General features: G+C 60.7%; 19 protein-coding genes. 12 read left to right on the top strand and 7 right to left on the bottom strand.

The features are described 5' to 3' along the window. Positions 1 to 82: 82 nt before the first annotated feature. From mgtS to CPH57_RS08970, 3 genes are all read left to right on the top strand, one after another. The gene (gene mgtS / locus CPH57_RS24320) at positions 83 to 175 is read left to right on the top strand and encodes a protein MgtS (protein WP_004938109.1); all 93 of its coding nucleotides are present in this window, start codon (positions 83 to 85) and stop codon (positions 173 to 175) included. Between the two features lie 107 nt (positions 176 to 282). Next, the gene (locus tag CPH57_RS08975) at positions 283 to 462 is read left to right on the top strand and encodes a hypothetical protein (RefSeq protein ID WP_004938106.1); all 180 of its coding nucleotides are present in this window, start codon (positions 283 to 285) and stop codon (positions 460 to 462) included. Between the two features lie 26 nt (positions 463 to 488). Beyond that, on the top strand, positions 489 to 1,865 hold the full coding sequence (locus tag CPH57_RS08970) for a cation diffusion facilitator family transporter (protein ID WP_033643159.1): 1,377 nt from the start codon (positions 489 to 491) through the stop codon (positions 1,863 to 1,865). On the opposite strand, the gene CPH57_RS08965 is transcribed toward CPH57_RS08970, so the two are convergent. From CPH57_RS08965 to CPH57_RS08955, 3 genes are all read right to left on the bottom strand, one after another. Further along, entirely contained in the window at positions 1,808 to 2,653 is an 846-nt protein-coding gene (locus CPH57_RS08965; RefSeq protein WP_033643158.1) for an inositol monophosphatase family protein, read from the bottom strand. The genes CPH57_RS08970 and CPH57_RS08965 overlap by 58 nt on opposite strands. 66 nt (positions 2,654 to 2,719) lie before the next feature. Further along, entirely contained in the window at positions 2,720 to 3,160 is a 441-nt protein-coding gene (locus tag CPH57_RS08960) for a GNAT family N-acetyltransferase (RefSeq protein WP_033643157.1), read from the bottom strand. Between the two features lie 47 nt (positions 3,161 to 3,207). After that, positions 3,208 to 4,938 carry an ABC-F family ATP-binding cassette domain-containing protein gene (locus CPH57_RS08955; RefSeq protein WP_096242275.1) on the bottom strand — a complete coding sequence of 577 codons (1,731 nt, stop codon included), beginning with the start codon at positions 4,936 to 4,938 and terminating at the stop codon, positions 3,208 to 3,210. Positions 4,939 to 5,388: 450 nt separating this feature from the next. Between CPH57_RS08955 and CPH57_RS08950 the strand changes: the two genes are divergently transcribed. Further along, on the top strand, positions 5,389 to 7,818 hold the full coding sequence (locus CPH57_RS08950; RefSeq protein WP_169539598.1) for a DUF3772 domain-containing protein: 2,430 nt from the start codon (positions 5,389 to 5,391) through the stop codon (positions 7,816 to 7,818). 48 nt (positions 7,819 to 7,866) lie between these two features. Here CPH57_RS08950 and CPH57_RS08945 read toward each other — a convergent pair whose 3' ends face one another. Then, positions 7,867 to 8,034, bottom strand: a complete 168-nt coding sequence (locus CPH57_RS08945; protein WP_226886075.1) for a hypothetical protein — start codon at positions 8,032 to 8,034, stop codon at positions 7,867 to 7,869. 129 nt (positions 8,035 to 8,163) lie between these two features. On the opposite strand from CPH57_RS08945, the gene CPH57_RS08940 reads away from it, so the two are divergent. After that, positions 8,164 to 9,012 (top strand): alpha/beta fold hydrolase, encoded by an 849-nt coding sequence (locus tag CPH57_RS08940; RefSeq protein ID WP_033643153.1) that lies wholly within the window; start codon positions 8,164 to 8,166, stop codon positions 9,010 to 9,012. 4 nt (positions 9,013 to 9,016) lie between these two features. On the opposite strand, the gene CPH57_RS08935 is transcribed toward CPH57_RS08940, so the two are convergent. After that, positions 9,017 to 11,155: a TonB-dependent siderophore receptor gene (locus CPH57_RS08935; protein WP_369825810.1), complete on the bottom strand. Its 2,139-nt coding sequence runs from the start codon at positions 11,153 to 11,155 to the stop codon at positions 9,017 to 9,019. Positions 11,156 to 11,543: 388 nt separating this feature from the next. Between CPH57_RS08935 and CPH57_RS08930 the strand changes: the two genes are divergently transcribed. From CPH57_RS08930 to CPH57_RS08900, 7 genes are all read left to right on the top strand, one after another. After that, positions 11,544 to 12,986: a diguanylate cyclase gene (locus tag CPH57_RS08930; RefSeq protein WP_033643152.1), complete on the top strand. Its 1,443-nt coding sequence runs from the start codon at positions 11,544 to 11,546 to the stop codon at positions 12,984 to 12,986. Positions 12,987 to 13,090: 104 nt separating this feature from the next. Beyond that, positions 13,091 to 13,441 carry a DUF1428 domain-containing protein gene (locus CPH57_RS08925; RefSeq protein ID WP_025302905.1) on the top strand — a complete coding sequence of 117 codons (351 nt, stop codon included), beginning with the start codon at positions 13,091 to 13,093 and terminating at the stop codon, positions 13,439 to 13,441. Positions 13,442 to 13,452: 11 nt separating this feature from the next. Then, entirely contained in the window at positions 13,453 to 13,926 is a 474-nt protein-coding gene (locus CPH57_RS08920) for a VOC family protein (protein WP_004938077.1), read from the top strand. A 27-nt stretch (positions 13,927 to 13,953) separates the two neighbouring features. Continuing rightward, positions 13,954 to 14,643 carry a VIT family protein gene (locus tag CPH57_RS08915; protein ID WP_033643151.1) on the top strand — a complete coding sequence of 230 codons (690 nt, stop codon included), beginning with the start codon at positions 13,954 to 13,956 and terminating at the stop codon, positions 14,641 to 14,643. A gap of 109 nt (positions 14,644 to 14,752) precedes the next feature. Continuing rightward, a complete protein-coding gene (locus CPH57_RS08910; protein WP_033643150.1) occupies positions 14,753 to 16,090 on the top strand; it encodes a D-serine ammonia-lyase in 1,338 nt (445 codons plus the stop codon). Positions 16,091 to 16,485: 395 nt separating this feature from the next. Further along, positions 16,486 to 17,787, top strand: a complete 1,302-nt coding sequence (locus CPH57_RS08905; RefSeq protein WP_096242274.1) for an aromatic acid/H+ symport family MFS transporter — start codon at positions 16,486 to 16,488, stop codon at positions 17,785 to 17,787. A gap of 12 nt (positions 17,788 to 17,799) precedes the next feature. After that, positions 17,800 to 18,978, top strand: a complete 1,179-nt coding sequence (locus CPH57_RS08900; protein ID WP_016927657.1) for a 4-hydroxybenzoate 3-monooxygenase — start codon at positions 17,800 to 17,802, stop codon at positions 18,976 to 18,978. Positions 18,979 to 19,042: 64 nt separating this feature from the next. Here the strand turns inward: CPH57_RS08900 and CPH57_RS08895 are convergent, their stop codons facing one another. Beyond that, the gene (locus CPH57_RS08895) at positions 19,043 to 20,479 is read right to left on the bottom strand and encodes a 6-phospho-beta-glucosidase (protein ID WP_096242273.1); all 1,437 of its coding nucleotides are present in this window, start codon (positions 20,477 to 20,479) and stop codon (positions 19,043 to 19,045) included. Between the two features lie 128 nt (positions 20,480 to 20,607). Beyond that, the gene (locus CPH57_RS08890) at positions 20,608 to 21,342 is read right to left on the bottom strand and encodes a MurR/RpiR family transcriptional regulator (protein ID WP_033643147.1); all 735 of its coding nucleotides are present in this window, start codon (positions 21,340 to 21,342) and stop codon (positions 20,608 to 20,610) included. Between the last annotated feature and the right edge of the window lie 97 nt (positions 21,343 to 21,439).

Here is a 21,439-nt window from a genome sequence, read left to right as displayed (position 1 = left end):
TTAAAAAACCATGGACACCGACCAACCCCGATATTTAACGCAAGGGGATTTTATCGATAACATTTAACCTGAGGACAAAACAATGGGAAACATGACTATTTTTATGGGATTCCTGGCAATGATCAGCTCACTGGGCCTGTTGGCGGCCTATATGAGCACCAAATGGGATGATTGATGAACGCTAAAGATCCGCCTAGATGCATCCTCCCCGTAACCGCTATTTATTATGGGGAGGATTTAGCGGCGCGCTGAACGCGCGGCCTGATACGGGAGTTGATAATAATGACGATTCTTATTCTGGGATTGCTCTATGCCATTTTAATGATTTCGGTGGGGGTGAATGAGATTTATTTTTATTCCACCGGAAAATCCAATTTTCTTACTAGCCTCATGCTGACTTTCTCTGGCAGTATGCTGCTGATCGCCTTTGTCTGGCAATTATCCTCTAAAGTAAAAAAATAAATCACCGTCCGAATGTGAGCAGCATAATGCAAAATGAAAAACAGGCCGTGGCCAGAAACTCGATGATCGCCAGCGGGTTGCTGGCCACGGGCAAATTCGTCGCCGGCATTTTTACCGGCAGTATTGGCCTGATATCCGAAGGGATCCACTCTTTCACCGATTTTATCGCCACCAGCATCACCTGGCTGGCGGTGCGCATCAGCGATAAACCCGCCGATGACGATCACCACTTCGGCCACGGCAAGGTGGAAAACCTGGCGGCGCTGTTCGAGGTGTTGCTGTTGCTCGGCGCCGCCGGTTGGATCGTCTACGAGGCGGGCGGCAGCCTGCTTGGACAACCGCATGAAATAGTCGCGGCGCCGGTGGTGATCGCGGTGCTGCTGATTTCCATCTGCGTCGATTTTTTCCGCGTGCGGGCGCTCAGCCGCGTCGCCAAGGCGACCGACAGCGCGGCGCTGGAGGCGGATGCGCTGCATTTCTTCTCCGACATGCTTTCGTCCGGCGTGGTGCTGCTGGGCATGGTGTTTGTGCTGCTGGGCTTTGGCCGTGCGGACGCCATCGCCGCGCTGATCGTCGCCGGTTTTATCTTTGTCGCGGCAATCAAACTGGGTAAACGTTCCTTCGACTCGCTGATGGATGCCGCGCCCGCCGGGGCCACCGAGGCGATTCGCGCCACGCTGGACAGCTTCCCGGCGGTGCTGGCCTGCGACAGCGTGCGTATTCGCAACGCCGGCGCCGTACTGTTTGTCGAGATCACGGTGGCGGTGTGCCGCACCTTGCCGCTGGAGCGCATCGATGCGTTGAAGCGAGAAATCGTCGAACGGCTGCGGCAGCAGTATGCCAAGGCGGAGTTTACCGTCATCGCGGTGCCGCAGACCCGCAGCGACGAAGACATGGCGACGCGCATTCGGGCGATCGCCGCCAATCACGGCGCGCAGGTGCAGAACGTCACCTTGCAGCAGTTGCCGACGCACATGGCGATCGGCATGGATCTGGCGGTGCCGGCCAACGCCAGCGTGGCGCAGGCGCATGATATCGCCACGGAGATAGAAGGGATCCTGCGTCAGGCGATCGGCGAGGACACCGAGATAGAGACCCATCTGGAGCCGCAGACGCCGCACTGGCTGGCCAGCGAGGATGTTTCCGCCGCCGAGCTGGCCGATATCCGGCTGATTTTGCAGTCGGCGCTGGAGCAGGGGGATAAGGTGCAAGACGTGCACAACATCCGGGCGCGCAGAACCGACGGCGGCATCATCGTCAACTTCCACTGCCGGGTGTCGCCGGCGGTAACCATCGCCGCCGCGCACGATGCGGTCGATCGGGTCGAGCGGCGGCTGCGCGCGCTTTATCCGGCCATCTCACGCGCGATAGGGCACGTCGAGCCGATCAAGCCCGGCGTTTGAATCAGCTCGGCCAATTGCGGATAGAGCGCCGCGTTGGCCAGCAGCAGCGGGTTGCCGCGTCGCAGCCCGTTGTGGTGCATAAAGTCATTCGCCACGCCGCCGGCTTCGCGCGTCAGCACCAGCCCAGGCAGGCTGTCCCAGGCATTCATGTGCGGTTCGTAATAGCCCAGCAGCCGACCGGCGGCCACCTGGGCGGTCATCAACGCGCCGGAGCCGCTGCGCACGAACATGCCGCCCGCCTGCAGCAGGCGACAGAGAAAACCGCTGAATTCCGCCGCCGAGGCGCGAGGTGATATCCCGACGCCCATCACGCCATCCGCGACGCTGCGCCCGGCATGCACGCCGATCGGTTCCCCGTTGAGGAAAGCGCCTTGGCCGCGGCAGGCGCGGAACATCTCGCGGTGATTAGGATCGTAAACCACGCCGATCGTCGGCTCACCGTCGATCACCACGCTTATCGCGATACACCAGGTATGCAGCCCGTTCAGGAAGCAGGCGGTGCCGTCGATCGGATCGACGACCCAAAGGCAGGCCGCGCTATCGTTGGTGCCGCCGCTCTCTTCGCCGAGAAACCCATCCAGGGGAAACCGCCGGTTAATCATGCGGCGGATCAGCGCTTCGACGCGGCGGTCAGCTTCGCTGACCACGTCCTGCAGCCCCTGTTTAAAGTCAACCGCCAGGGTTTGCCGCCTTTGATAAAAGCTGAAAGCGAGATCGGCGGCGGCGCGGGCGATCTCGCGCGCAAAGCGGTAGCGCGCCTCGATGTCCCGTGGGGAAAGTGAAGTCATGGCAGGCTCGATAGCAAAGAACGAATCGGTTTACCCTGCCATAAAAGGATGAAAGTAATGTGTCGCTCAGGGCGGCGGGGATGAAAAGCGCAGCTGCATTATGGCGTCGGGGGCCGAAAGTGGTTGAGTCATGACCCCGGTCGGTACTACCGTCCGCCAAAACGCCAGCCCGCGCGGATTATCCTGGCTGACCGACAGCGACCAACCGCCAGGATGCTGCGCGAACAAGGCGCGGGCAGCCCGTTGCCCCATCCCGTTGCGTCGCCATTCGGGCTTGATGTAGAACTCCGCCATTTCGACGGTGGCGCTATCGATACGCCTGACCAACGCGAACCCGGCGGTTTGCCGATCGCTCAACATCAAATAAGGGTAGCGGCCGGCCTCGCGCCAGTAGAGCGACAAATAGGGGTAATCGCCATCGACGCCCAGCTCGCGAAGGCAATCGGACAGCATGGCCGCCAGCAGCGGCCGCTGCGCGAGTGAGGCTTGCTCAAGGGAAAATGCCATGTCGCACTCCGTCAAAAAACAGGCCGCCGGATGGCGGCCTGTCAAGGTTAGCCCAGATGCAACCGGGCGGTGATGTCGGCAATCTCGCGGCGCCAGCGCGCCTGAAGCTCCGGTTTTTGATGCTTCGGTTTACGCGCCAGGTCGGCCTCCAGTTTGCTTTCGAGGGCAAACAGGGCGGTCAGCAACGCCTCTTCGCCTTCCAACTGCGGGTTTGGCGTCGGGGCGTCTGCGTTGGCCTCGTGCGCCGTCGGCAGCGCCGGCGTTTCACCCGCCAGACGCTGGTACACCGGCGCCAGATCGTGCCACTCCTCCAGTTTTTGTTGGTCTATCAGCCAAAAGCGGTTGCAGCTCTGTTCGATCAGCATCCGATCGTGGGTGACCAGCATGACGGCGCCAGGGAACTGACGCAGCGTTTCCGCCAGCTCCTCTTTGCCCGCCATATCCAGGTGGTTGGTGGGCTCGTCCAGCAGCAGCAACGAATGGTTGGCCAGCGTCAGGCCGACAAACAGCAGCCGTGAACGCTCGCCGCCGCTCAACGAACGGATCTGCTGATGGTGGCGCAGGTAAGGGAACCCGGCGCCGATCAGCGCCATTTTCCGCTGTTCCTCGGTCAGCGGCGCAAACTGCGCCAGCGCTTCGCTCAACGTGTCTTCATCGCGCAGCTGTTGCAGGCTCTGATCGTAATAGCCGATACGCACGCGCGGATGGAACAGCGCCGGGCGCTGCGTTTGTTGCTGATACTCGCGCCACAGCAGGCGCAACAGCGACGATTTTCCGCAGCCGTTGCGCCCGACGATGGCGATGCGATCGCCGCTTTTCACGCGCAGATGTTCCAGGCTGAACAGCACCGGCGCATCCGGCGCCGGGCGCACCGCCCAGTGCGGCAGCGCCAGCAGGCGATCGGCGTCCAGCGCTTCTCCCTGCAGCCGCAGCCGCCATGGACTGCCGGCGGTCAGGGTGGTCTGTTCTTCCTTCAACCGATCGACGCGCTTCTCCATTTGCTTGGCCTTGCGCGCCAGATCTTCGTTGTCGTAGACCTTGCCCCAGGTCGCCAGGCGCTTGGCGCTTTTTTCCACCCGGTCGATTTCCTTTTGCTCGGCGTGGCGCCGCTGTTCGTCCGCGGCGTCCTGTTCCGCCAGCGCGGTGCGCGCCGCAGAGCAGGGCAAACGGAAGAACTGCAGCGTTTTGTCGCGCAGGATCCAGGTGCAGTTGGTTACCTGGTCGAGCAGGTAGCGATCGTGCGACACCAGCACGAAGCTGCCGGTCCAGTTACGCAAGAACTGTTCCAGCCACAGCAGCGTGGGCAGGTCCAGGTGGTTGCTGGGTTCGTCGAGCAGCAGCAGATCGGGCTGGCGGATCAGCGCGCGCGCCAACAGCAGCCGCGTATGCTGGCCGCCGCTGAGGGTGCCGGCGGTCAGCATCCAGCTCGCCGGTTCAAACCCCAGCTCGGCCAGTAACGCTTCGCAGCGCCAGCGTTCGCTGAGGTGTTGGCCCGCAGGCAGCCGCGCCAGAACCGCATCCAGCAGGGTGCTGGTGTGCAGTTCCGGCGGCAGGTGCTGCTCGATGCGCGCCATCAGACATTGATGTGACAATGTCACCGTTCCGGTGTGCGCAGGCAGGTCGCCGCTGAGAATTTGCAGCAGGGTGCTTTTGCCGCAGCCGTTATCGCCGATCAAACCGATGCGGTCGCCTTTTTTCAGGCTGAAGGAAATCTCGCTCAGCAGGACGCCGAACGCGTTGTCGTAACCGACAGATTGTGCAGACAGTAATGTGCTCATTGCTTACTCAAGAGTTACAGGCATAACAATGCCTATCGTCAAACATTGCTGACGATAACCCGGTAAGCCGGAGGGAAGATCCTGGATTTTAGTAAGCTTCGCTCAAGCTGGGTTATCGCAGCGCGATACCGGTAATGCTTGAGCGGCGACGATTACCAAAGAAGTGTGAGTGAAAAACCAATTCACACGTCAGCATAGTAAGTCTCCTTTTATTGGTTGCAGGTTAATCGGTGGCTGGATTATAGAGCGCTTCATGCCGTATCGCCAGTGTAAAAGCGCCCGAATAATCAGCAAGCTAAGGCGAGCGCGGGCGCGTGGCACACAATGGGAATAATTACTGTATTTCGGCCGACATTAAGCAGCTATTATAATTAGCGTTTATGGTTAAGCGACGGTTCATCCGCCGCCTGTTCGTCTGTCTATCAGATAATGATGCTGAGCACTGAATTTATGTTAAAGCCTCGCCCGTTCCTGCTGTTGTTATTATTGCTGTTGGGTATGCAACTGACGCCGTTCGCCGCCGTCGCCGCCACCCAGGATGATCCCGCCGCCGAAAGCGCGCCCGATCCCGCTACGCAGTTGAAAGCCGCGCAAAAGCAGTTGGACAGCATGAAGCAGCTGGTTTCCAAAGCGACGACCGACACCCAGCTCAGCAAGCTGCGGTTGGCGACGGACGATCTGGTCGCCAGCATGGATAAATTGTCCGCCGATCTGCAGCCGGTGCAGGAAAAACTGCAGGCGCAGCTGGACGTGCTGGGGCCGGCCCCGGCGGCCGGCGCGCTGCCGGAAACTCCCGCCGTCGCCCAGCAGCGCAATGCGCTGAACAGCAGCAAGAAGCAGTTGGACGATGCGGTAAAACGCGCGCAGGCCATCAAGACCAGCGCCTTCGACCTTGGCCAGCAGATCAGCGATCTGCGTCGGGTGGCGTTCAAAACCCAGCTGGCGCTGAACACCGGCAGCATTTTGGGCGTCAAATTCTGGACGCCGGTCGTGCAGCCGTCAGCGGATGACGTGCAGCGGCTGGACCAGTTCAACGCCGAGATGAAAGCGGCCTGGGACGCCAGTTGGCAGGACGAATGGCGGTACGGCACGCTGGCGTTGCTGGCGCTGGCGGTGATCGTCTGGTCCTGGGGGCGCTATTTGTCCGAGCGTTTCCTCGCCTGGGTCAGCATTCGTTTCCTGCCGGACGGGCGCTTGCGCCGCAGCTTTATGGCGATCATCACCGTGGCAGTGACGGTGATCACCACCTCGATTGCGCTGAACCTGCTGTATTACGTCTTTATCCGCGTGCAGCCGCTGCCGGTGATGCTGGAAGACTTCGCCGAAGGCTTTAACCGTCTGGGGATTTTCTGCGCGCTGATCGCCGGGCTGGGGCGTGCGGCGCTGTCGCTGAATCGTCCGTCGTGGCGTTTGGCTTCGCTGGACAATGAAGTGGCCGCCGGGCTGCGTTACTTCTCGCCGCTGCTGGCCGGTCTGGCGCTGGCGTTCGGCACCGTGGAGCTGATCAACAACGTCGTCAGCGCCTCATTGGCCACCACCATCTTCGGCAACGGCCTGGTGGCGGGGTTGATCGGCATGGTGCTGCTGGCGGCGCCGCTGCGCGGCCAGCGCATTCGTCGCCGTCTGGAGCAGCAGGGCGCGCACCTGGAAAAACGCACGCTGGTCGGCGGGCTGGTGCATATCGTCACCCTGGTGTGTTCGGTGGTGATCCTGCTTTCACTGCTCGTGGGCTATATCGCTTTTGCCCGCTTCCTGACCTACCAGCTCATCTGGGTGGTGCTGGTGCTGATGGCGTTCTACTTCATGGTGCTGTTCGCCACTGACCTGTGCGCCGCACTGTTTTCACCGCAGACCGTCAGCGGCAAGATGCTGAAGAAAACGCTCAGCTTCAAGGATCGCCATCTGGAGCAGGTGGCGATCATCACCACCGCGCTGGCCAAATGTTCTCTGTTGCTGTTGATGATCGTCGCGTTGTTCAACGGCTCGTTCGGCAGCACCACGCCGGGCTCGCTGATGGAGAAAATCGTCTCGATCCTGACCGGCGAAGGCTTGCAGCGTTTCAACATCGTGCCAGGCAACCTGCTCAACGCCGTGATCTGCCTGGCGATCGGCATCTACATCCTGCGCGCGGTGCGGCGCTGGCTGGGCTCTGAGCTGCTGCCGAAGACCATTTCGGACGTCGGCATCCGCGCCTCGCTGGTGACGCTGTTCAGCAATATCGGCTATGTGCTGGTCATTCTGATCACCCTGGCGGCGCTGGGCATCCAGTGGAGCAACCTGGCGTGGATCGTCAGCGCCCTGTCGGTCGGTATCGGTTTCGGTTTGCAGGAGATTGTGAAGAACTTTATTTCCGGCCTGATCCTGCTGACCGAACGCCCGGTGAAGGTCGGGGATATGATCGGCATCGGCGGCGTGGAAGGCGACGTGCGGCGCATCAACGTACGCGCCACCGAAATTCAGCTCAGCGACCGCTCCACCATGATCGTACCGAACTCGCAGCTGATCTCACAGAACGTACGTAACGCCACCATGGGCAACGCGCAAGGCGTGGTGACCATTGCGCTGACGTTCCCGACCTCGATCGATCCGGAGCAGGTGCGCAATATCCTGCTGAGCGCTTATAACGAGTACGAAACCATTCTGGAGACGCCGGCACCTTACGTGCGCTTCAGCCAGTTGGGGCCGGACGGCATTATCCTGAGCGTGACTGGCTATGTGCCGAGCCCGCGCATGGTCGGCGCCACCAAAAGTGAACTGCTGTTTAACATCCTCAAGCTGTTGCGCGCTCAGGAAGTGAGCCTGTCCAGCCCGCAGGAGGTGGTGTTCATGAAGCAGCAGGCGACACGATATCAGGCTAACGAAGAGGAACACTCTTCCTAGTTCTGCCATGAGGCGGCGGGTCGTTCATCAACGGCCCGCCGAACGCGGCTAGTACATCGACGGCTCCACGGACTGCGAACAGTCGCTGTTGGCGCCGGAGTTGCTGCAGGTGTAGGGCTCATTCGGCGACGCCGGCGGCGCATTCGACGGGCCGCCGCCGCCGCCGATACAGCCGCTCAGCAACAACGTCAAAAGCACCAGCGTTATCTTTTTCATCTCTCCGTCCTCCATTGCGATTCCTCCTTTAAGTATATGTCGGGAAAGCGAACGCTACCGCCCGCCAGTGCGATCTATACTCCTTGGATGCCGTTTCGCCGCACCGCGCCGGCGAACGAGGGGGGAAAGATGCACATCGACGACGATTTGACGCGCTTTGCCGCGTTAGGGGCGCCGCCCTTACCGCCGGGAGCCCGGCAGGGTTATATTGACCACGACGGCGCGCGTATTTGGTATGCCGCCTATGGCGACGGACCGGCGGTGATCCTGTTGCACGGCGGCCTGGGCCACAGCGGCAACTGGGGGTATCAGCTGCCGGCATTGCGGGCCGCCGGGTACGGGGTGTTGCTCATCGATAGCCGCGGGCACGGGCGCAGCACGCGCGACGCCCGGCCGTATCGTTACGATCGGATGGCCGATGATCTGTTGGCGGTGATGGCGGCGCTGCAAATACCCCACGCCGCGCTGGCGGGCTGGAGCGACGGCGCTTGCGTCGCGCTCATCGCCGCCCATCAGGCGCCCGGGCAGGTGGACGGCGTTTTTTTCTTCGGCTGCAATATGGACGCCAGCGGCGTTAAACCGTTGGCGCCCAGCCCGATCGTCGAGCGCTGTTTTGCGCGCCATGCGCAGGACTATGCCGCCTTGTCGCCGACGCCGGACGATTTCGAGGCGTTCGTCGCCGCCGTGAGCCTGATGATGAGCAGCCAGCCGGACTACCGCGCACAGGATTTGGCGGCCATTCGCGTGCCGGTGACGATCGTTCACAGCGAACACGATGAATTTATCCGCGCCGAACATGCCGCCTATCTTAGCCGCAGCATTCCCGGCGCCCGTTTGACGACGCTGCCGGGCGTCAGCCATTTCGCGCCGCTGCAGCGGCCCGCGCTGTTCAACCGCGCGTTGCTGGATTTTCTCGCCGATGTGATGTGCCGCGGCCGGCGCAAAGAAAACGGGCGCCAAACGGCGCCCAAGGCATGACAGGTTAGAAATCGACCGTCGCCTGCAGGCTCAGGCTGCGCGGTTCACCCTCAATCACGCGTAAATTACCGGCGCTGGAGGCATAGTACTCGCGGTTGAACAGGTTTTTCACATTCAGTTTCAGCTGGGTATGTTTCCCAAGCAGCTTGCTGTCCCAGGCGACAAAGGCATCCGCCACGGTATAGGCCGGCATGGTGAAACTGTTCTCCGGATCGCCGGCTCGGCGGCCGACGTAGCGCGCGCCGCCGCCAATGCGCACCTCGCCGGGCACCACCGGCAATGTCATGCGGCGGCTGAGGTACAGGCCGCCCATGTTGGTTGGGGCGTTGACCAGCCGATTGCCGACGTTGTCCGGGTTGAGGTTGTCTTCGACAATTTCGGTCTTGTCGTAGCTGTAGTTGGCGGTGAGATCCCAGTTGCGCGCCACTTCCCCGTTCAACTCCAGTTCGACGCCGGTGGAGCGCGCTTTGGGGATACTGCGGGTCACGCCGTTGATAAAGATCGACATGTTGCTTTCATCAATGCGATAGAGCGCCAGCGTGGCGTCAAACGCCGGGGTGATCTGCCATTTTCCGCCCACCTCATAGGTGGTGCCGGTTTCCGGCGTGGCGACGTTGCCATTGTCGTCGATGGCGGTGGACGGCGTGAACGAACGGCTGTAATTGCCGTACAGCGACAGGCTCGGCGTCAGCTTATACACCAACCCCGCCTGCGGCAAAAACTGGTCGTCTTTGTCATTGAGCGTATTTTTTGGTTTCTGGAAACCGTTGCTGTTGTTCTGGTAATACGACTGATAGCGCGCGCCCAGCACCGCGATCCATTGATCGGTAAGATGAATGCTGTCCTTGGCGTACAGCGAACGGCTGAACAGCGTGGCGCGCAGGTTGCTTGACGCGTCGCTGTAGGTGGTGCTGTCGGTGATCGGCGTTTCGCCATACACCGGGTCGTACATGTTGAAGGTCTTCGAGACCTTGCCGCGGTAGGAATAGGCCTTGTAGGTCTGATTTTTCTCGTAGTCCACGCCCAGCAGCAGATCGTGCTGCATGCCGAACAGCTGGGGCGAACCGGTCAGATCCCAGGAGTAATAGTGGGTTTGATGATTGAAACCGCGGTTGGCGTCGGCGCGGCGCGAGACGATGCCGGTCGTGGTGTCGACCGCGGTGGCGCGCACTTCGTTGCTGTCGTAACGGCGTTGCAGCCAGGCGTAGTTGAACCGGGTCGTCCAGATCGGATCGAGCGCGTACTCATAATGGGCGTTCAGACGTTTGTTCTTGCCCCAGGCATGGTTCGCGTAGTCATCCAAGCGGCGGTTATAGGGCACATCGACCGGTTTGCCGTCGATAAATGCGGTGCCGCGATCGTAAGGAATGTCGTACTTGTATTCGCTGTAGGCGATGTTAAAGGAAGCCTGGTCGCCGAACCAACTGAGCGAGGGGGCGATCAGCGTGTGTTCGTCGCTGCCGAAATTGCGCCAGTAATCTGCGTGCTGGCGTTCGGCGATCAGGCGAAAGGCGAAGCCGCCGCCCAGCGGGCCGGTCACATCGACGCTGCCGCTGCCGCCGCCAAAACTGTTGGTGGCGCCGCTGATGTGGATGTTCCAGTCATACTGCGGTTTTTTGCTGATCAGATTGATGACGCCGCCGGGGCTGAGGATGCCATACAGCAGCGACGCGGAACCTTTCAGGACCTCGACGCGATCGGTGGTGGCGTCCATGCTCAGCCCTTGGTTGCTGCGCACGCCGTCGATGAACACCGAGCCGTCGGAGTTAACCCCGAACCCGCGTTTGACGAAGCCATCCTCGGTGCCGCCGAGCGTGTTGCCCTGGGTGACGCCGCTGACGAATTTCATCGCGTCATTGACGCTTTTGACCTGGAAGTCGTCAATCACCTGTGAGGTGACGACGCTGACCGATTGCGGCAGTTCACCGATTGGCGTGGCGGTTTTGCTGCCGGTTGAGGCGGTATCGGCGCTATAGCTGCCGGCAGGCAGGGCGGTGGCGGTCACCGTGATGGCGTCTTCCTTTTTTGCGTCGGGCGCGGCGGCGATCGTCAGGGCGGGAAACAGGCCGGCGATCAGGGGCAGCGTGCGGAAAACGTGATTTTTTTTGTTTTTGTTGGGGCGGCGAAGAACTGACTGGTGCATATAATTCCATGAAAAAATAATAAATAGTAACAATTATCATTATAATTATCATTTATAGGTTTTGAATAGAGAGGAATACCGGTATCCCTTCATTGCACGATTTAATTTTGTCATTAGGGAAAAAGACGGCGATTTTGCCGGTAAAAATTCGGATGGATGGCAATAACGATCGCAGTGACGGGAGGGACGCGGCAGTTTGTTCGTCGGAAGGGTGATTCCTGTCAATATATTGATACACAAATATATTTTCCCTTGATGAATAAACAGGTGTCCGGGCAGGAAAAACTGGCAATAATAGGCGGGTCGGCCGTTTATCTTCTCCTCATCGTCGACGGTTGTGACACGCAAAGACTGTCACCTTACGCTAGCGGAAGTCTCTGGATCCAAGATGCAAACCACCTCGTTGTCCGATACCCGGAAAATCTGGCCCGCGCTCAGCTTTTTTTTGCTGGTGTTCGCGCTGTGTCTGCTGGGCATCGTGAGCCGGCCCGGCAGTTTTCTGGCGATATTCTGGCCGGCTAACGCCGTGCTGCTGGCCGTTTTGGTGCGCCGATCACGGTGGGCCACGCGCGCCGATTGGGGCATGGCGGTGTTGGGGTATCTGGCGGCGGATCTGCTGACCGGCAGCTCGCTGGAAAAGGCGCTGTTGTTGAACGCCGCCAATCTGGCCGGCGTGGTGGTAGGGTATCTGTTGTTCATGCGCCTGCCGCCGCCGGCGCGCACGCTGCAGCGTGGCGCTTCCAGCATGTATTTGTTCGGTATCTGCCTGGCCGCTGCCGCCGTTACCGGCGTTGTGGGCGCGGCGGCCTCGCAGTGGCTGTTCGGCCGACCCTATCTGACCTCGCTGGTGCTATGGTTCTCGTCTGAATTCACCAACTACGTCACGCTGATGCCATTCATTCTGGCGTTTCCCGTCGATTGGCGGCATCGGCTGCGCGCGGCCTGCAGTATGCTCTCGCAGCGCAGCCAGTGGCCAATTGCGGGGCGAAAACTGGCCGTGTTGGCACTGCTGGTGTTGGCGGCGGTGTGCAGCGTGCTGATTGGCGGCCCCGGCGCGGTGATCTTTCCCATGCCGGTGCTGCTGTGGCTGGCGATGTCCTTCTCACTGTTCTGCACCATGATCGCGGTGCTGGTTTACGTGCTGTGGTGCCATCTGGCGATCGATTTCGGGTTGCTTAGCACCACGCTCGACATGAAGGTGCTGCAGAACGCGGTATCCATGCGCCTGGGCATCGCGCTGCTGGCGCTGGGGCCCATCGCCGTGGCCAGCATGAACTATGCGCGCAATGCGCTGCTGCGCACGCTGGAGCACGTGGCGAATCACGATGCGTTGACGCACGTGCTGACGCGCAATGCGTTTATGCAACGCGGCGAACGGTTGATAGACCAAAAGGGCGAGCTGGTGTGCGTCATGATGCTCGATATCGACTATTTCAAATCGATTAATGACCGTTTCGGCCATGCCGGCGGCGATCAGGCGCTGATGGCCTTTACCCGCGCGATCGCCGCCGATCTGAGCGTCGGTGACCTGTTCGGCCGCATGGGGGGCGAAGAGTTCGCCATCGTTTCGACGCTCGGCCAGCCGCAGCAGGGATGGCAATTGGCCGAACGCCTGCGGCAACGCATCGAAACGGAGTCTATCCTCATGCCGGCCGGGCATCCGCTGCAGATCACCGTCAGCATCGGCATGGTGACCTGCCCGGGCGGTTCCGGCCAAAGCCTGGCGGATCTGCTGAAGCTGGCGGATCTGGCGGTGTACAAAGCGAAAAACGCCGGCCGCAACCGGGTCGCCACACCGGAATCGTCTCCGCCGGCCTGTCACGGCCGCTGAACTTCCGATCCGCGCTGCGTGCCTGCGGTCTAAACTGGTAAGGGACGCGGGCATTTCCGCCTGCGCCGAACCGACTGTCCTTAATCAGACAAGAGGATGCCAGAATGAAATACGTAGACGGGTTTGTGGTGGCGGTGCCGGCCGCCAATAAGGAGGCTTATCACCGGTTGGCGGCGGCGGCAGCGCCGCTGTTCAAAGAGTTTGGCGCCACGCGCATCGTGGAGTGCTGGGGCGATGACGTGCCCGATGGCAAGCTCACCGACTTTCGCGGCGCGGTGAAAGCCCAGGAAGACGAAGTGGTGGTGTTCAGCTGGATAGAGTACCCCTCCAAAGCGGTGCGCGACGCCGCCAATGAGAAAATGATGAACGATCCGCGCATGAAAGCGCTGGGCGAGATGCCGTTCGACGGCAAACGCATGATCTTCGGCGGTTTCGCGCCGATCCTCGATGCGTAAAGGAGGCGCAGATGGCCAGAATTACGCAACATCTGTGGTTTGAAAAAGACATGGAAGCGGCGCTGAATTGCTACGTCGCGCTGATCCCCGGTTCGTCCGTGAACTGGTTTTCCGATCTGCCGGCGGATACGCCGAGCGGCCCGGCCGGCAGCGTGAAGCTGGCCTCCTTCACTCTGGGTGACCAGCGCTATGCGGCGATCGAGGCCGGGCCGTTGGATCCGTTCAATCACAGCTTTTCCGTGATGGTGGAATGCGACGATCAGGCGGAGGTTGACCGGCTGTGGGATGCGTTGAGCGAGGGCGGCGAGGCGGAGCAGTGCGGCTGGCTGCGCGATCGCTGGGGGCTGTGCTGGCAGATCGTGCCGCGGCGCCTGACCGAGCTGATGAACGACCCCGACGCCGCCCGCGTGCGGCGGGTAACGGAAGCGATGCTGCTGATGGGCAAAATCGACATCGCCGGGTTGGAAGCGGCGGCGCGCGAGTAGCGCAACGCTCACAGAGGGAGAGAACGGATGCACCGAGAGCGGCACAGTATTGAACGCATCGGCTGGCTGCGGGCGGCGGTGCTCGGCGCCAACGACGGCATCGTCTCAACGGCCAGTCTGCTGCTGGGCGTCGCGGCGGCCAGCGCCTCGCATTCCACGCTGATGATCGCCGGCGTCGCCGGGTGGGTGGCGGGCGCGATGTCGATGGCCACCGGCGAGTATGTGTCGGTCTCGTCGCAGGCGGATACCGAAAAGGCCGCGCTGGCGGAAGAGCAGGCGGAGCTGCTTGAAGACTACCCGGGGGAGTTTCGCGAACTGACGTCAATCTACGTGCATCGCGGTCTGGATCCGGCGCTGGCACGGCAGGTGGCGGAAAAGCTGATGGCGCATGATGCGCTGGAGGCGCACGCGCGCGACGAACTGGGTATTTCCTCCGCCACCCGCGCCCGGCCGCTGCAGGCTGCGTTGGCGTCGGCCCTGAGTTTCTCCCTCGGCGCGCTGTTGCCGCTGCTGGTGGCGATGTGGGTACCGGTCGCCTGGACGCGGCCGGCGCTGGTGGCGTCGGCGCTGATTTCCCTCGGCGTTCTCGGCGGCATCGCCGCGAAAACCGGCGGGGCGCCGATCTTGCCGGGCGTGGCGCGCATCCTCATCTGGAGCGCACTGGCGATGGCGGTTTCTTCCGGCGTCGGCCTGCTGTTTGGCGTGACGGCCGGCTAACGTCGCGCTTGCATCAATCTAGTGCACCTCAAGCTCAGAATTTATCATTTGTCAGCCGCCGGCGTTCGCGGCAAGGTGACGGCAACGCCAACATCAGTCAGGGACACTTATGCAGAAATCACAGATCCTATCGTGGGTCGCCCAGCATCCGCTGTTGCAACGCATGGTCGCGCTAGAGCCGATCACCTGGTTCAATCCGCGCGCGACAACGCTGGCCGCAGGGTTGCCCCACGTCGGGTTGACCGCCGCCGACGTCGCCGACGCGGAGCAGCGCCTGGCGCGTTTCGCGCCTTATCTTGCCGCGGCCTTCCCGGAAACCCAACCGACAAAGGGGATCATCGAATCCGAGCTGGTGGCGATCCCGGCCATGCAGCTCGCGTTGGATCGGCGCTATGGGCAGACGTTGGGCGGGCGCCTGCTGTTGAAAAAGGACAGCCATCTGCCGATTTCCGGCTCAATCAAGGCGCGCGGCGGCATCTATGAGGTGCTGACGCATGCGGAGAAACTGGCGCTGGAGGCGGGGCTGCTAAAGATCGGCGACGACTACGCCCGACTGTTTTCCGACGAGTTCCGTCAATTCTTCAGCCAGTACCGCATCGCCGTCGGATCGACCGGCAATCTGGGATTATCCATCGGCATCATCAGCGCCCGGTTGGGGTTTGACGTCAGCGTGCACATGTCGGCGGACGCGCGGGCGTGGAAAAAACAGAAGCTGCGCGACAATGGCGTGACGGTGGTGGAATACGCCGACGATTACGGCGTGGCGGTCGAACAAGGGCGCAAACAGGCGGCGGACGATCCGAGTTGCTTCTTTATCGATGATGAAAACTCGCAAACCCTGTTCCTCGGCTACGCGGTGGCTGGCGGCCGCCTGAAGCGGCAGTTTGCCGAACAGGGTATCGTGGTGGACGCGCAGCATCCGCTGTTCGTTTATCTGCCGTGCGGCGTCGGCGGCGGGCCGGGCGGAGTCGCCTTTGGCCTCAAGCTGGCGTTCGGCGATCATGTTCACTGCATTTTCGCCGAACCGACCCATTCCCCTTGCATGCTGCTCGGCGTCTACAGCGGGTTGCATGACGGCATTGCGGTGCAAGATCTCGGCATCGACAACCGCACGGCGGCGGACGGACTGGCGGTGGGGCGCGCCTCCGGTTTTGTCGGCCGGGCGATGGAGCGCCTGCTGAGCGCGTTTTACACCCTGAGCGACGAAGAGATGTTCGCGCTGCTCGGGCTGTTGGACAGGCACGAGCATATCCAGCTGGAACCCTCCGCCCTGGCCGGCATGCCCGGGCCGTGGCGCGTTGCCGCTCACGCGCGGCAGCTCAGCGAGCAGGGCGTGAGCGCGGAGAGCCTGGCCCAGGCGACGCATCTGGTATGGGCGACCGGCGGCGGCATGGTGCCGACGGCGGAAATGGCGAAATACCTCGCCGCCGCGCAAACGGCGCCGTGAGTCAATAGCGCCGAGGCTTGCGCTCGTTTCCTGTTTTTAGGCGGCGAGCGCGGTTTGACAGGCGCCGGTTCCCTCCGGCCCAGGGTCAACGTCAGACCGGGCGCTCATGATGTTTTTAAAATGTTAACAAAATCACAACTCCCCATGCCGCAGTCACGGCTTAAATCTCCATATCCAATTAATAGTAAATAAAATTATTTTATTTACCGCTTTCTGATGTTCGTTTATCGCACGCTTATTTTTTTAACAATATTGAAGCATTTGCCGTGGGGTGGTTTGATTTGATTGTCGATTAACGAACTATATTCCGATAATCGCACAAATTAACCCTCTCGCCGGCTCGCAGCCGGCTGTTCCGTGCGGCGAGGTTTGCCGCACTCTCTGAGGAGCAAGCCATGCCGCATGATAACAACGTAGAAATTCGAGGGTTTATCGATAACCAGCCATTTTCTCGCTACCAGTGGTTGATACTGGCTTTGTGTTTTTTGGCGGTCGCGCTGGACGGTTTCGATACCGCCATTATCGGCTTCATCGCCACGTCGCTGGTGCAGGAGTGGGGAATAGACAAAACCGCGCTGGGGCCGGTAATGAGCGCCGCTCTGGTCGGTCTGGCGGTAGGCGCGTTGGCCGCCGGCCCGTTGGCGGATCGCATCGGCCGCAAGAAAGTGCTGGTGATTTCGCTGCTGCTGTTCGGCGGCTTCAGCCTGCTGACCGCCTTCGCCGGCTCGCTTTCGGCGCTGACGCTGCTGCGTTTTTTGACCGGGCTGGGACTGGGGGCGGCCATGCCGAACGCCGCCACGTTGATGTCGGAATATGCCCCTCAGCGCTGCCGAGCCCTGATGGTGAATCTGATGTTTTGCGGTTTCCCTCTCGGTTCGTCGCTGGGCGGTTTTTCTTCCGCCTGGCTGATCCCGCATTTCGGCTGGCAGAGCGTGCTGGTGCTGGGCGGCGTTATGCCGTTGCTGCTGGCGCTGGTCCTGATCGCCGCCTTGCCTGAATCCGTGCGCTTCATGGTCGCGCGTGGCTATGCCGCAGAGCGCATCGCCAAGGTGCTGAAGCGCATTGCGCCGATCCGAATGACGCCGCCGCCGCACTTCATGTTGCAGGAAGAGGGGCTGGTAAAGGCAGCGTCGCCGCTGGGCATGATCTTTTCGCGTCGCTATCTGCTGGGCACGTTGATGCTGTGTCTGACTTACTTCATGGGATTGATGATCTTCTATCTGCTGACCAGTTGGCTGCCGCTGCTGATCCGTGAAACCGGCGCCTCCGTTACGCAGGCGTCGCTGATCACCGCGCTGTTTCCGCTCGGCGGGGGGCTCGGCGTATTGATTATCGGTTGGTCGATGGATCGCATGAACCCGCACAAGGTGGTGGCCGTCGGCTATTTGCTGACCGGTTTGTTCGTCGGCATCATCGGCTATGTCTATACCTCTCCGCTGCTGATGGCGCTCACGGTGTTCATCGCCGGCACCTGCATGAACGGCGCCCAGTCATCCATGCCGGCCCTGGCGGCCGGGTTCTATCCCACCCAGAGCCGGGCGACCGGCGTGGCCTGGATGCTCGGTCTCGGGCGTTTTGGCGGCATTCTGGGGGCGATGAGCGGTGGCGTGCTGATGCAGATGCAGCTGTCGTTCAGCACCATTTTCACGCTGTTGGCCATCCCGGCGCTGCCGGCGCCGCTCAACAAAATGCTATGAGGGAGTCATGCTATGCGCACACAGGTTGTGATCATCGGCGCCGGTCCGGCCGGCTTGATGTTGTCCCATCTGCTGCACCTGCAAGGTGTGGAATCGGTGGTGTTGGAAACGCGCAGCCGGGAGGCGGTGGAATCGACCATTCGCGCCGGGGTGCTCGAACAGGGGACCGTCGATCTGCTCGAGCAGACCGGATTGGGGGAGCGGATGCGGCGGGAAGGGGCGCGGCATCAGGGGATCCGCTTGGCGTTCGGCGGCCGGCAGCACCGCATCGATCTGGCCGGATTGACCGAGCGCGCCGTCACCGTTTATGCCCAGCACGAAGTCTTGAAAGACCTGATCGCCGCGCGTCTGGCGGCGCAGGGCCATCTGTTTTTCGAGGTGGAGCAGGTTGAATTGAAGGCGCTGGACAGCGCGCAGCCCGAGGTTCACTACCGTCATGGCGACCAGCCGCGCCGGCTGCGCTGCGACTTTGTCATCGGATGCGACGGATTCCACGGCATCAGCCGCGCGGCGATGCCCGGCGGGCTGCGGCAGGATTACACCCGCACCTATCCGTTCGGCTGGTTCGGCATTCTGGTCGAAGCGCCGCCGTCCAGCGAAGAGCTGATCTACGCCTGCCATCCGCGCGGTTTTGCGTTGATCAGCACCCGTTCGCCCGGCGTGCAGCGCATGTATTTTCAGTGCGATCCTGCGGAACAGGTCGATCAATGGTCGGACGATCGTATCTGGCGCGAGTTGGAGCAGCGGCTGGAAAACCATGAAGGCTGGACGCTGAAAAAGGGCCGCATATTTCAGAAAAACGTGGTGGGCATGCGCAGCTTCGTTACCGAACCGATGCGCTACCGGCGCCTGCTGTTGGCGGGCGACGCGGCGCATATCGTGCCGCCGACCGGCGCCAAAGGGTTGAATCTGGCCATGGCCGATGTTTGCCTGTTGTCCCAGGCGCTGGAGACGTTTTACCGGCGAGGCGACTGGCAACGGCTGGACGATTACAGCGACACCGCCTTGCAGCGGGTCTGGCGCGCCGAGCATTTTTCCTGGTGGATGACCCACATGCTGCACACCCGGCGGGAAGACACGCCTTTCGAACACCGGCTGCAACTCTCAGAGTTGCAGTACACGGTGAAATCGCGCAGCGCCATGACGATGCTGGCGGAAAATTATGTCGGGGCGCCATTCCCGGCGATATAAGCGAAAACGCCCATGCCGTTCGGCATGGGCGAGAAGGGGCGTCACCGCCCCTGAGCTGCGGCGGTTACAGCTGTTCGCCGTTGCTGGCGATCACCCGACGATACCAGTCGAAGCTTTTCTTGCGCGACCGTTCCAGCGTGCCGGTGCCGTCGTCGTGTTTATCGACGTAGATGAAGCCGTAGCGCTTGCTGTACTCGCCGGTAGTGAACGACACGCAGTCGATGCAGCCCCACGGCGTATAGCCGATCAGGTCTACGCCGTCTTCAATCACCGCTTTTTTCATCTCTTCGATATGGGCGCGCAGATAGTCGATGCGATAGTCATCGTTGATCTGGCCATCCGCTTCCACCTTGTCGAAGGCGCCGAAGCCGTTTTCCACGATAAACAGCGGCTTCTGGTAACGTTCATACAGCACGTTCAGCGAATAGCGCAGCCCGACCGGATCGATCTGCCAGCCCCAGTCGGAGGCTTTGACGTGCGGGTTCGGCACGTTGCCCGGGAAGCCGAACATGCCGTCGCTGCCGTCCACCGCGTTGGCCTGCAGCGCATTGCTCATGTAATAGCTGAAGCCGATGTAATCGGTGCAGCCCTCGCGCAGGATCTGCGCATCCTGCGGCTGCATCTCGATCTTCAGCCCTTTGCGTTCCCAGTCACGCAGCAGGTAGCTGGGGTAGTAGCCGCGCATTTGCACGTCGGTATACAGATAGCGCTGGTGCATCGCTTCCACGGCGTACATCACGTCGTCCGGCTTGCAGGAATAAGGGTAGAACGGCACGCAGGCCAGCATGCAGCCGATCTTGAATTCCGGGTTGATCTGATGGCCGAGTTTGACCACCTGCGCGCTGGCGACGAACTGGTGGTGCAACACCTGGTACAGCGTCTGCTCGGGGTTGTCTTCCTGGGTATAGTCCACGCCGGAACAGCAGTAGCCGAACAGCGGGTAGCGGTAGTTGCTCTGGTTGTTGATTTCGTTGAAGGTCATCCAGTACTTCACTTTTTCGCGGTAGCGGTGCATCACCACTTCGCTAAAGCGCACGAAGAACTCCACCACCCGGCGATTTTTCCAGCCGCCGTAGGCTTTTACCAAATGGTAAGGCATTTCGAAGTGGGACAGGGTGATCACCGGCTGGATGCCGTATTTCAGCAATTCGTCGAACAGGTCGTCGTAAAACTGCAGGCCGGCTTCGTTCGGCGTTGCTTCGTCGCCGTTCGGGAAAATGCGCGTCCAGGCGATCGAGGTACGAAAACACTTGAAGCCCATCTCGGCGAACAGCGCCACGTCCTGCTTGTAGCGGCCGTAGAAGTCCACCGCTTCGTGGTTGGGATAGCGATAGCCGTCGAGCACGCCGTCGGTCATCACGCGATCCACGCCGTGCGAACCGCCGGACAGCACGTCGGCGATGCTTGGCCCTTTGCCGCCCTGATCCCAACCGCCTTCAACCTGGTGCGCGGCGACCGCGCCTCCCCACAGAAAATCTTTCGGCAACTGTTTCATCGTCAATGTCTCATCTTATTTAATGAAGGGTAATAACGTTCGCGTTGCCAATAGAGTAACAAGACCGAAAGAAATGTCACGATATAACAAATCGCCGTAAAACGTGATTTGTCACAATAAAAAAACAGCCTGTTTTATTTTATCGCGTTCATTCTTCCTAGGCGCTTGCCGATGGTTTCAATAATATAAAGCACGGGGATTTGCGTAGTAATATTATGATGATCGCCGATCAAGTGTTGCGGGACGTGATAAGACAGATTGAAGTCCGCCAGCCGCGCCAGCGAAGAGGTTTCGTTGTTGGTGATGCTGATGATTTTACAGTGGTGCAGGCTGAACTGGCTGGCCAGCCGCAGGATTTCTTCGGTTTCGCCGGAAACCGACAACATGATCGCCACCGCGCTTTTATACATATCGCTGTTGACGGGATAATAAGGATCGTCGATATGAGTGCTGAATTTTCCGACGTTGGAAAAGAAACGCGCGCCATATTTCCCCAGGGCGCCGGAGGTGCTGATGCCGACGAAAATAATTCGCTCGGCGGCGGCGATATGCCGCACCGCTTCATCGAGCAGCTGATTAAATTCATCGTTGCTGACGCTTTTAAAAAAACTGAGAATTTCGCCGATGCCGGAATCGACCGGCGGCGCATCGGTTTGCTCCAGGTACAGTTTGAAACGGATGCGAAATTCCGAATAGCCGTCACACCCCATTTTTTTGCAAAATCGCAGCACGGTGGTGGTGGACACGCCGGCGGCCTCGGCCAGTTCGCGGATGGTCATGTACATCACTTGATTCTTGTGTTTGCTGACGTAGTTATAAACCATCAGCTCCAGGGCGTTGAGCGCGGCGATTGCTTTGTGGGTAAACATGAGTCGATCCGGCGGCTGAAAACGGGAAGCGTATCTGCGGGTTAACATAGCAAAATTCCCCGCCGCTGGCACTGCCGAACAAAAAAGAAAAGCCGCA

It is taken from the genome of Serratia sp. JKS000199, from assembly GCF_900215455.1.
GTDB classification, from domain to species: domain Bacteria; phylum Pseudomonadota; class Gammaproteobacteria; order Enterobacterales; family Enterobacteriaceae; genus Serratia; species Serratia ureilytica.
Note: the sequence above shows the minus strand (reverse complement) of the source record. Positions and strands in the feature narration are given on the sequence as shown.

Coding starts and splice junctions, on each gene's coding strand:
- mgtS (WP_004938109.1), top strand. CDS start 83: ATGGGAAACATGACTATTTTTATGGGATTCCTGGCAATGATCAGCTCA.
- CPH57_RS08975 (WP_004938106.1), top strand. CDS start 283: ATGACGATTCTTATTCTGGGATTGCTCTATGCCATTTTAATGATTTCG.
- CPH57_RS08970 (WP_033643159.1), top strand. CDS start 489: ATGCAAAATGAAAAACAGGCCGTGGCCAGAAACTCGATGATCGCCAGC.
- CPH57_RS08965 (WP_033643158.1), bottom strand. CDS start 2,653: ATGACTTCACTTTCCCCACGGGACATCGAGGCGCGCTACCGCTTTGCG.
- CPH57_RS08960 (WP_033643157.1), bottom strand. CDS start 3,160: ATGGCATTTTCCCTTGAGCAAGCCTCACTCGCGCAGCGGCCGCTGCTG.
- CPH57_RS08955 (WP_096242275.1), bottom strand. CDS start 4,938: ATGAGCACATTACTGTCTGCACAATCTGTCGGTTACGACAACGCGTTC.
- CPH57_RS08950 (WP_169539598.1), top strand. CDS start 5,389: ATGTTAAAGCCTCGCCCGTTCCTGCTGTTGTTATTATTGCTGTTGGGT.
- CPH57_RS08945 (WP_226886075.1), bottom strand. CDS start 8,034: ATGAAAAAGATAACGCTGGTGCTTTTGACGTTGTTGCTGAGCGGCTGT.
- CPH57_RS08940 (WP_033643153.1), top strand. CDS start 8,164: ATGCACATCGACGACGATTTGACGCGCTTTGCCGCGTTAGGGGCGCCG.
- CPH57_RS08935 (WP_369825810.1), bottom strand. CDS start 11,155: ATGCACCAGTCAGTTCTTCGCCGCCCCAACAAAAACAAAAAAAATCAC.
- CPH57_RS08930 (WP_033643152.1), top strand. CDS start 11,544: ATGCAAACCACCTCGTTGTCCGATACCCGGAAAATCTGGCCCGCGCTC.
- CPH57_RS08925 (WP_025302905.1), top strand. CDS start 13,091: ATGAAATACGTAGACGGGTTTGTGGTGGCGGTGCCGGCCGCCAATAAG.
- CPH57_RS08920 (WP_004938077.1), top strand. CDS start 13,453: ATGGCCAGAATTACGCAACATCTGTGGTTTGAAAAAGACATGGAAGCG.
- CPH57_RS08915 (WP_033643151.1), top strand. CDS start 13,954: ATGCACCGAGAGCGGCACAGTATTGAACGCATCGGCTGGCTGCGGGCG.
- CPH57_RS08910 (WP_033643150.1), top strand. CDS start 14,753: ATGCAGAAATCACAGATCCTATCGTGGGTCGCCCAGCATCCGCTGTTG.
- CPH57_RS08905 (WP_096242274.1), top strand. CDS start 16,486: ATGCCGCATGATAACAACGTAGAAATTCGAGGGTTTATCGATAACCAG.
- CPH57_RS08900 (WP_016927657.1), top strand. CDS start 17,800: ATGCGCACACAGGTTGTGATCATCGGCGCCGGTCCGGCCGGCTTGATG.
- CPH57_RS08890 (WP_033643147.1), bottom strand. CDS start 21,342: ATGTTTACCCACAAAGCAATCGCCGCGCTCAACGCCCTGGAGCTGATG.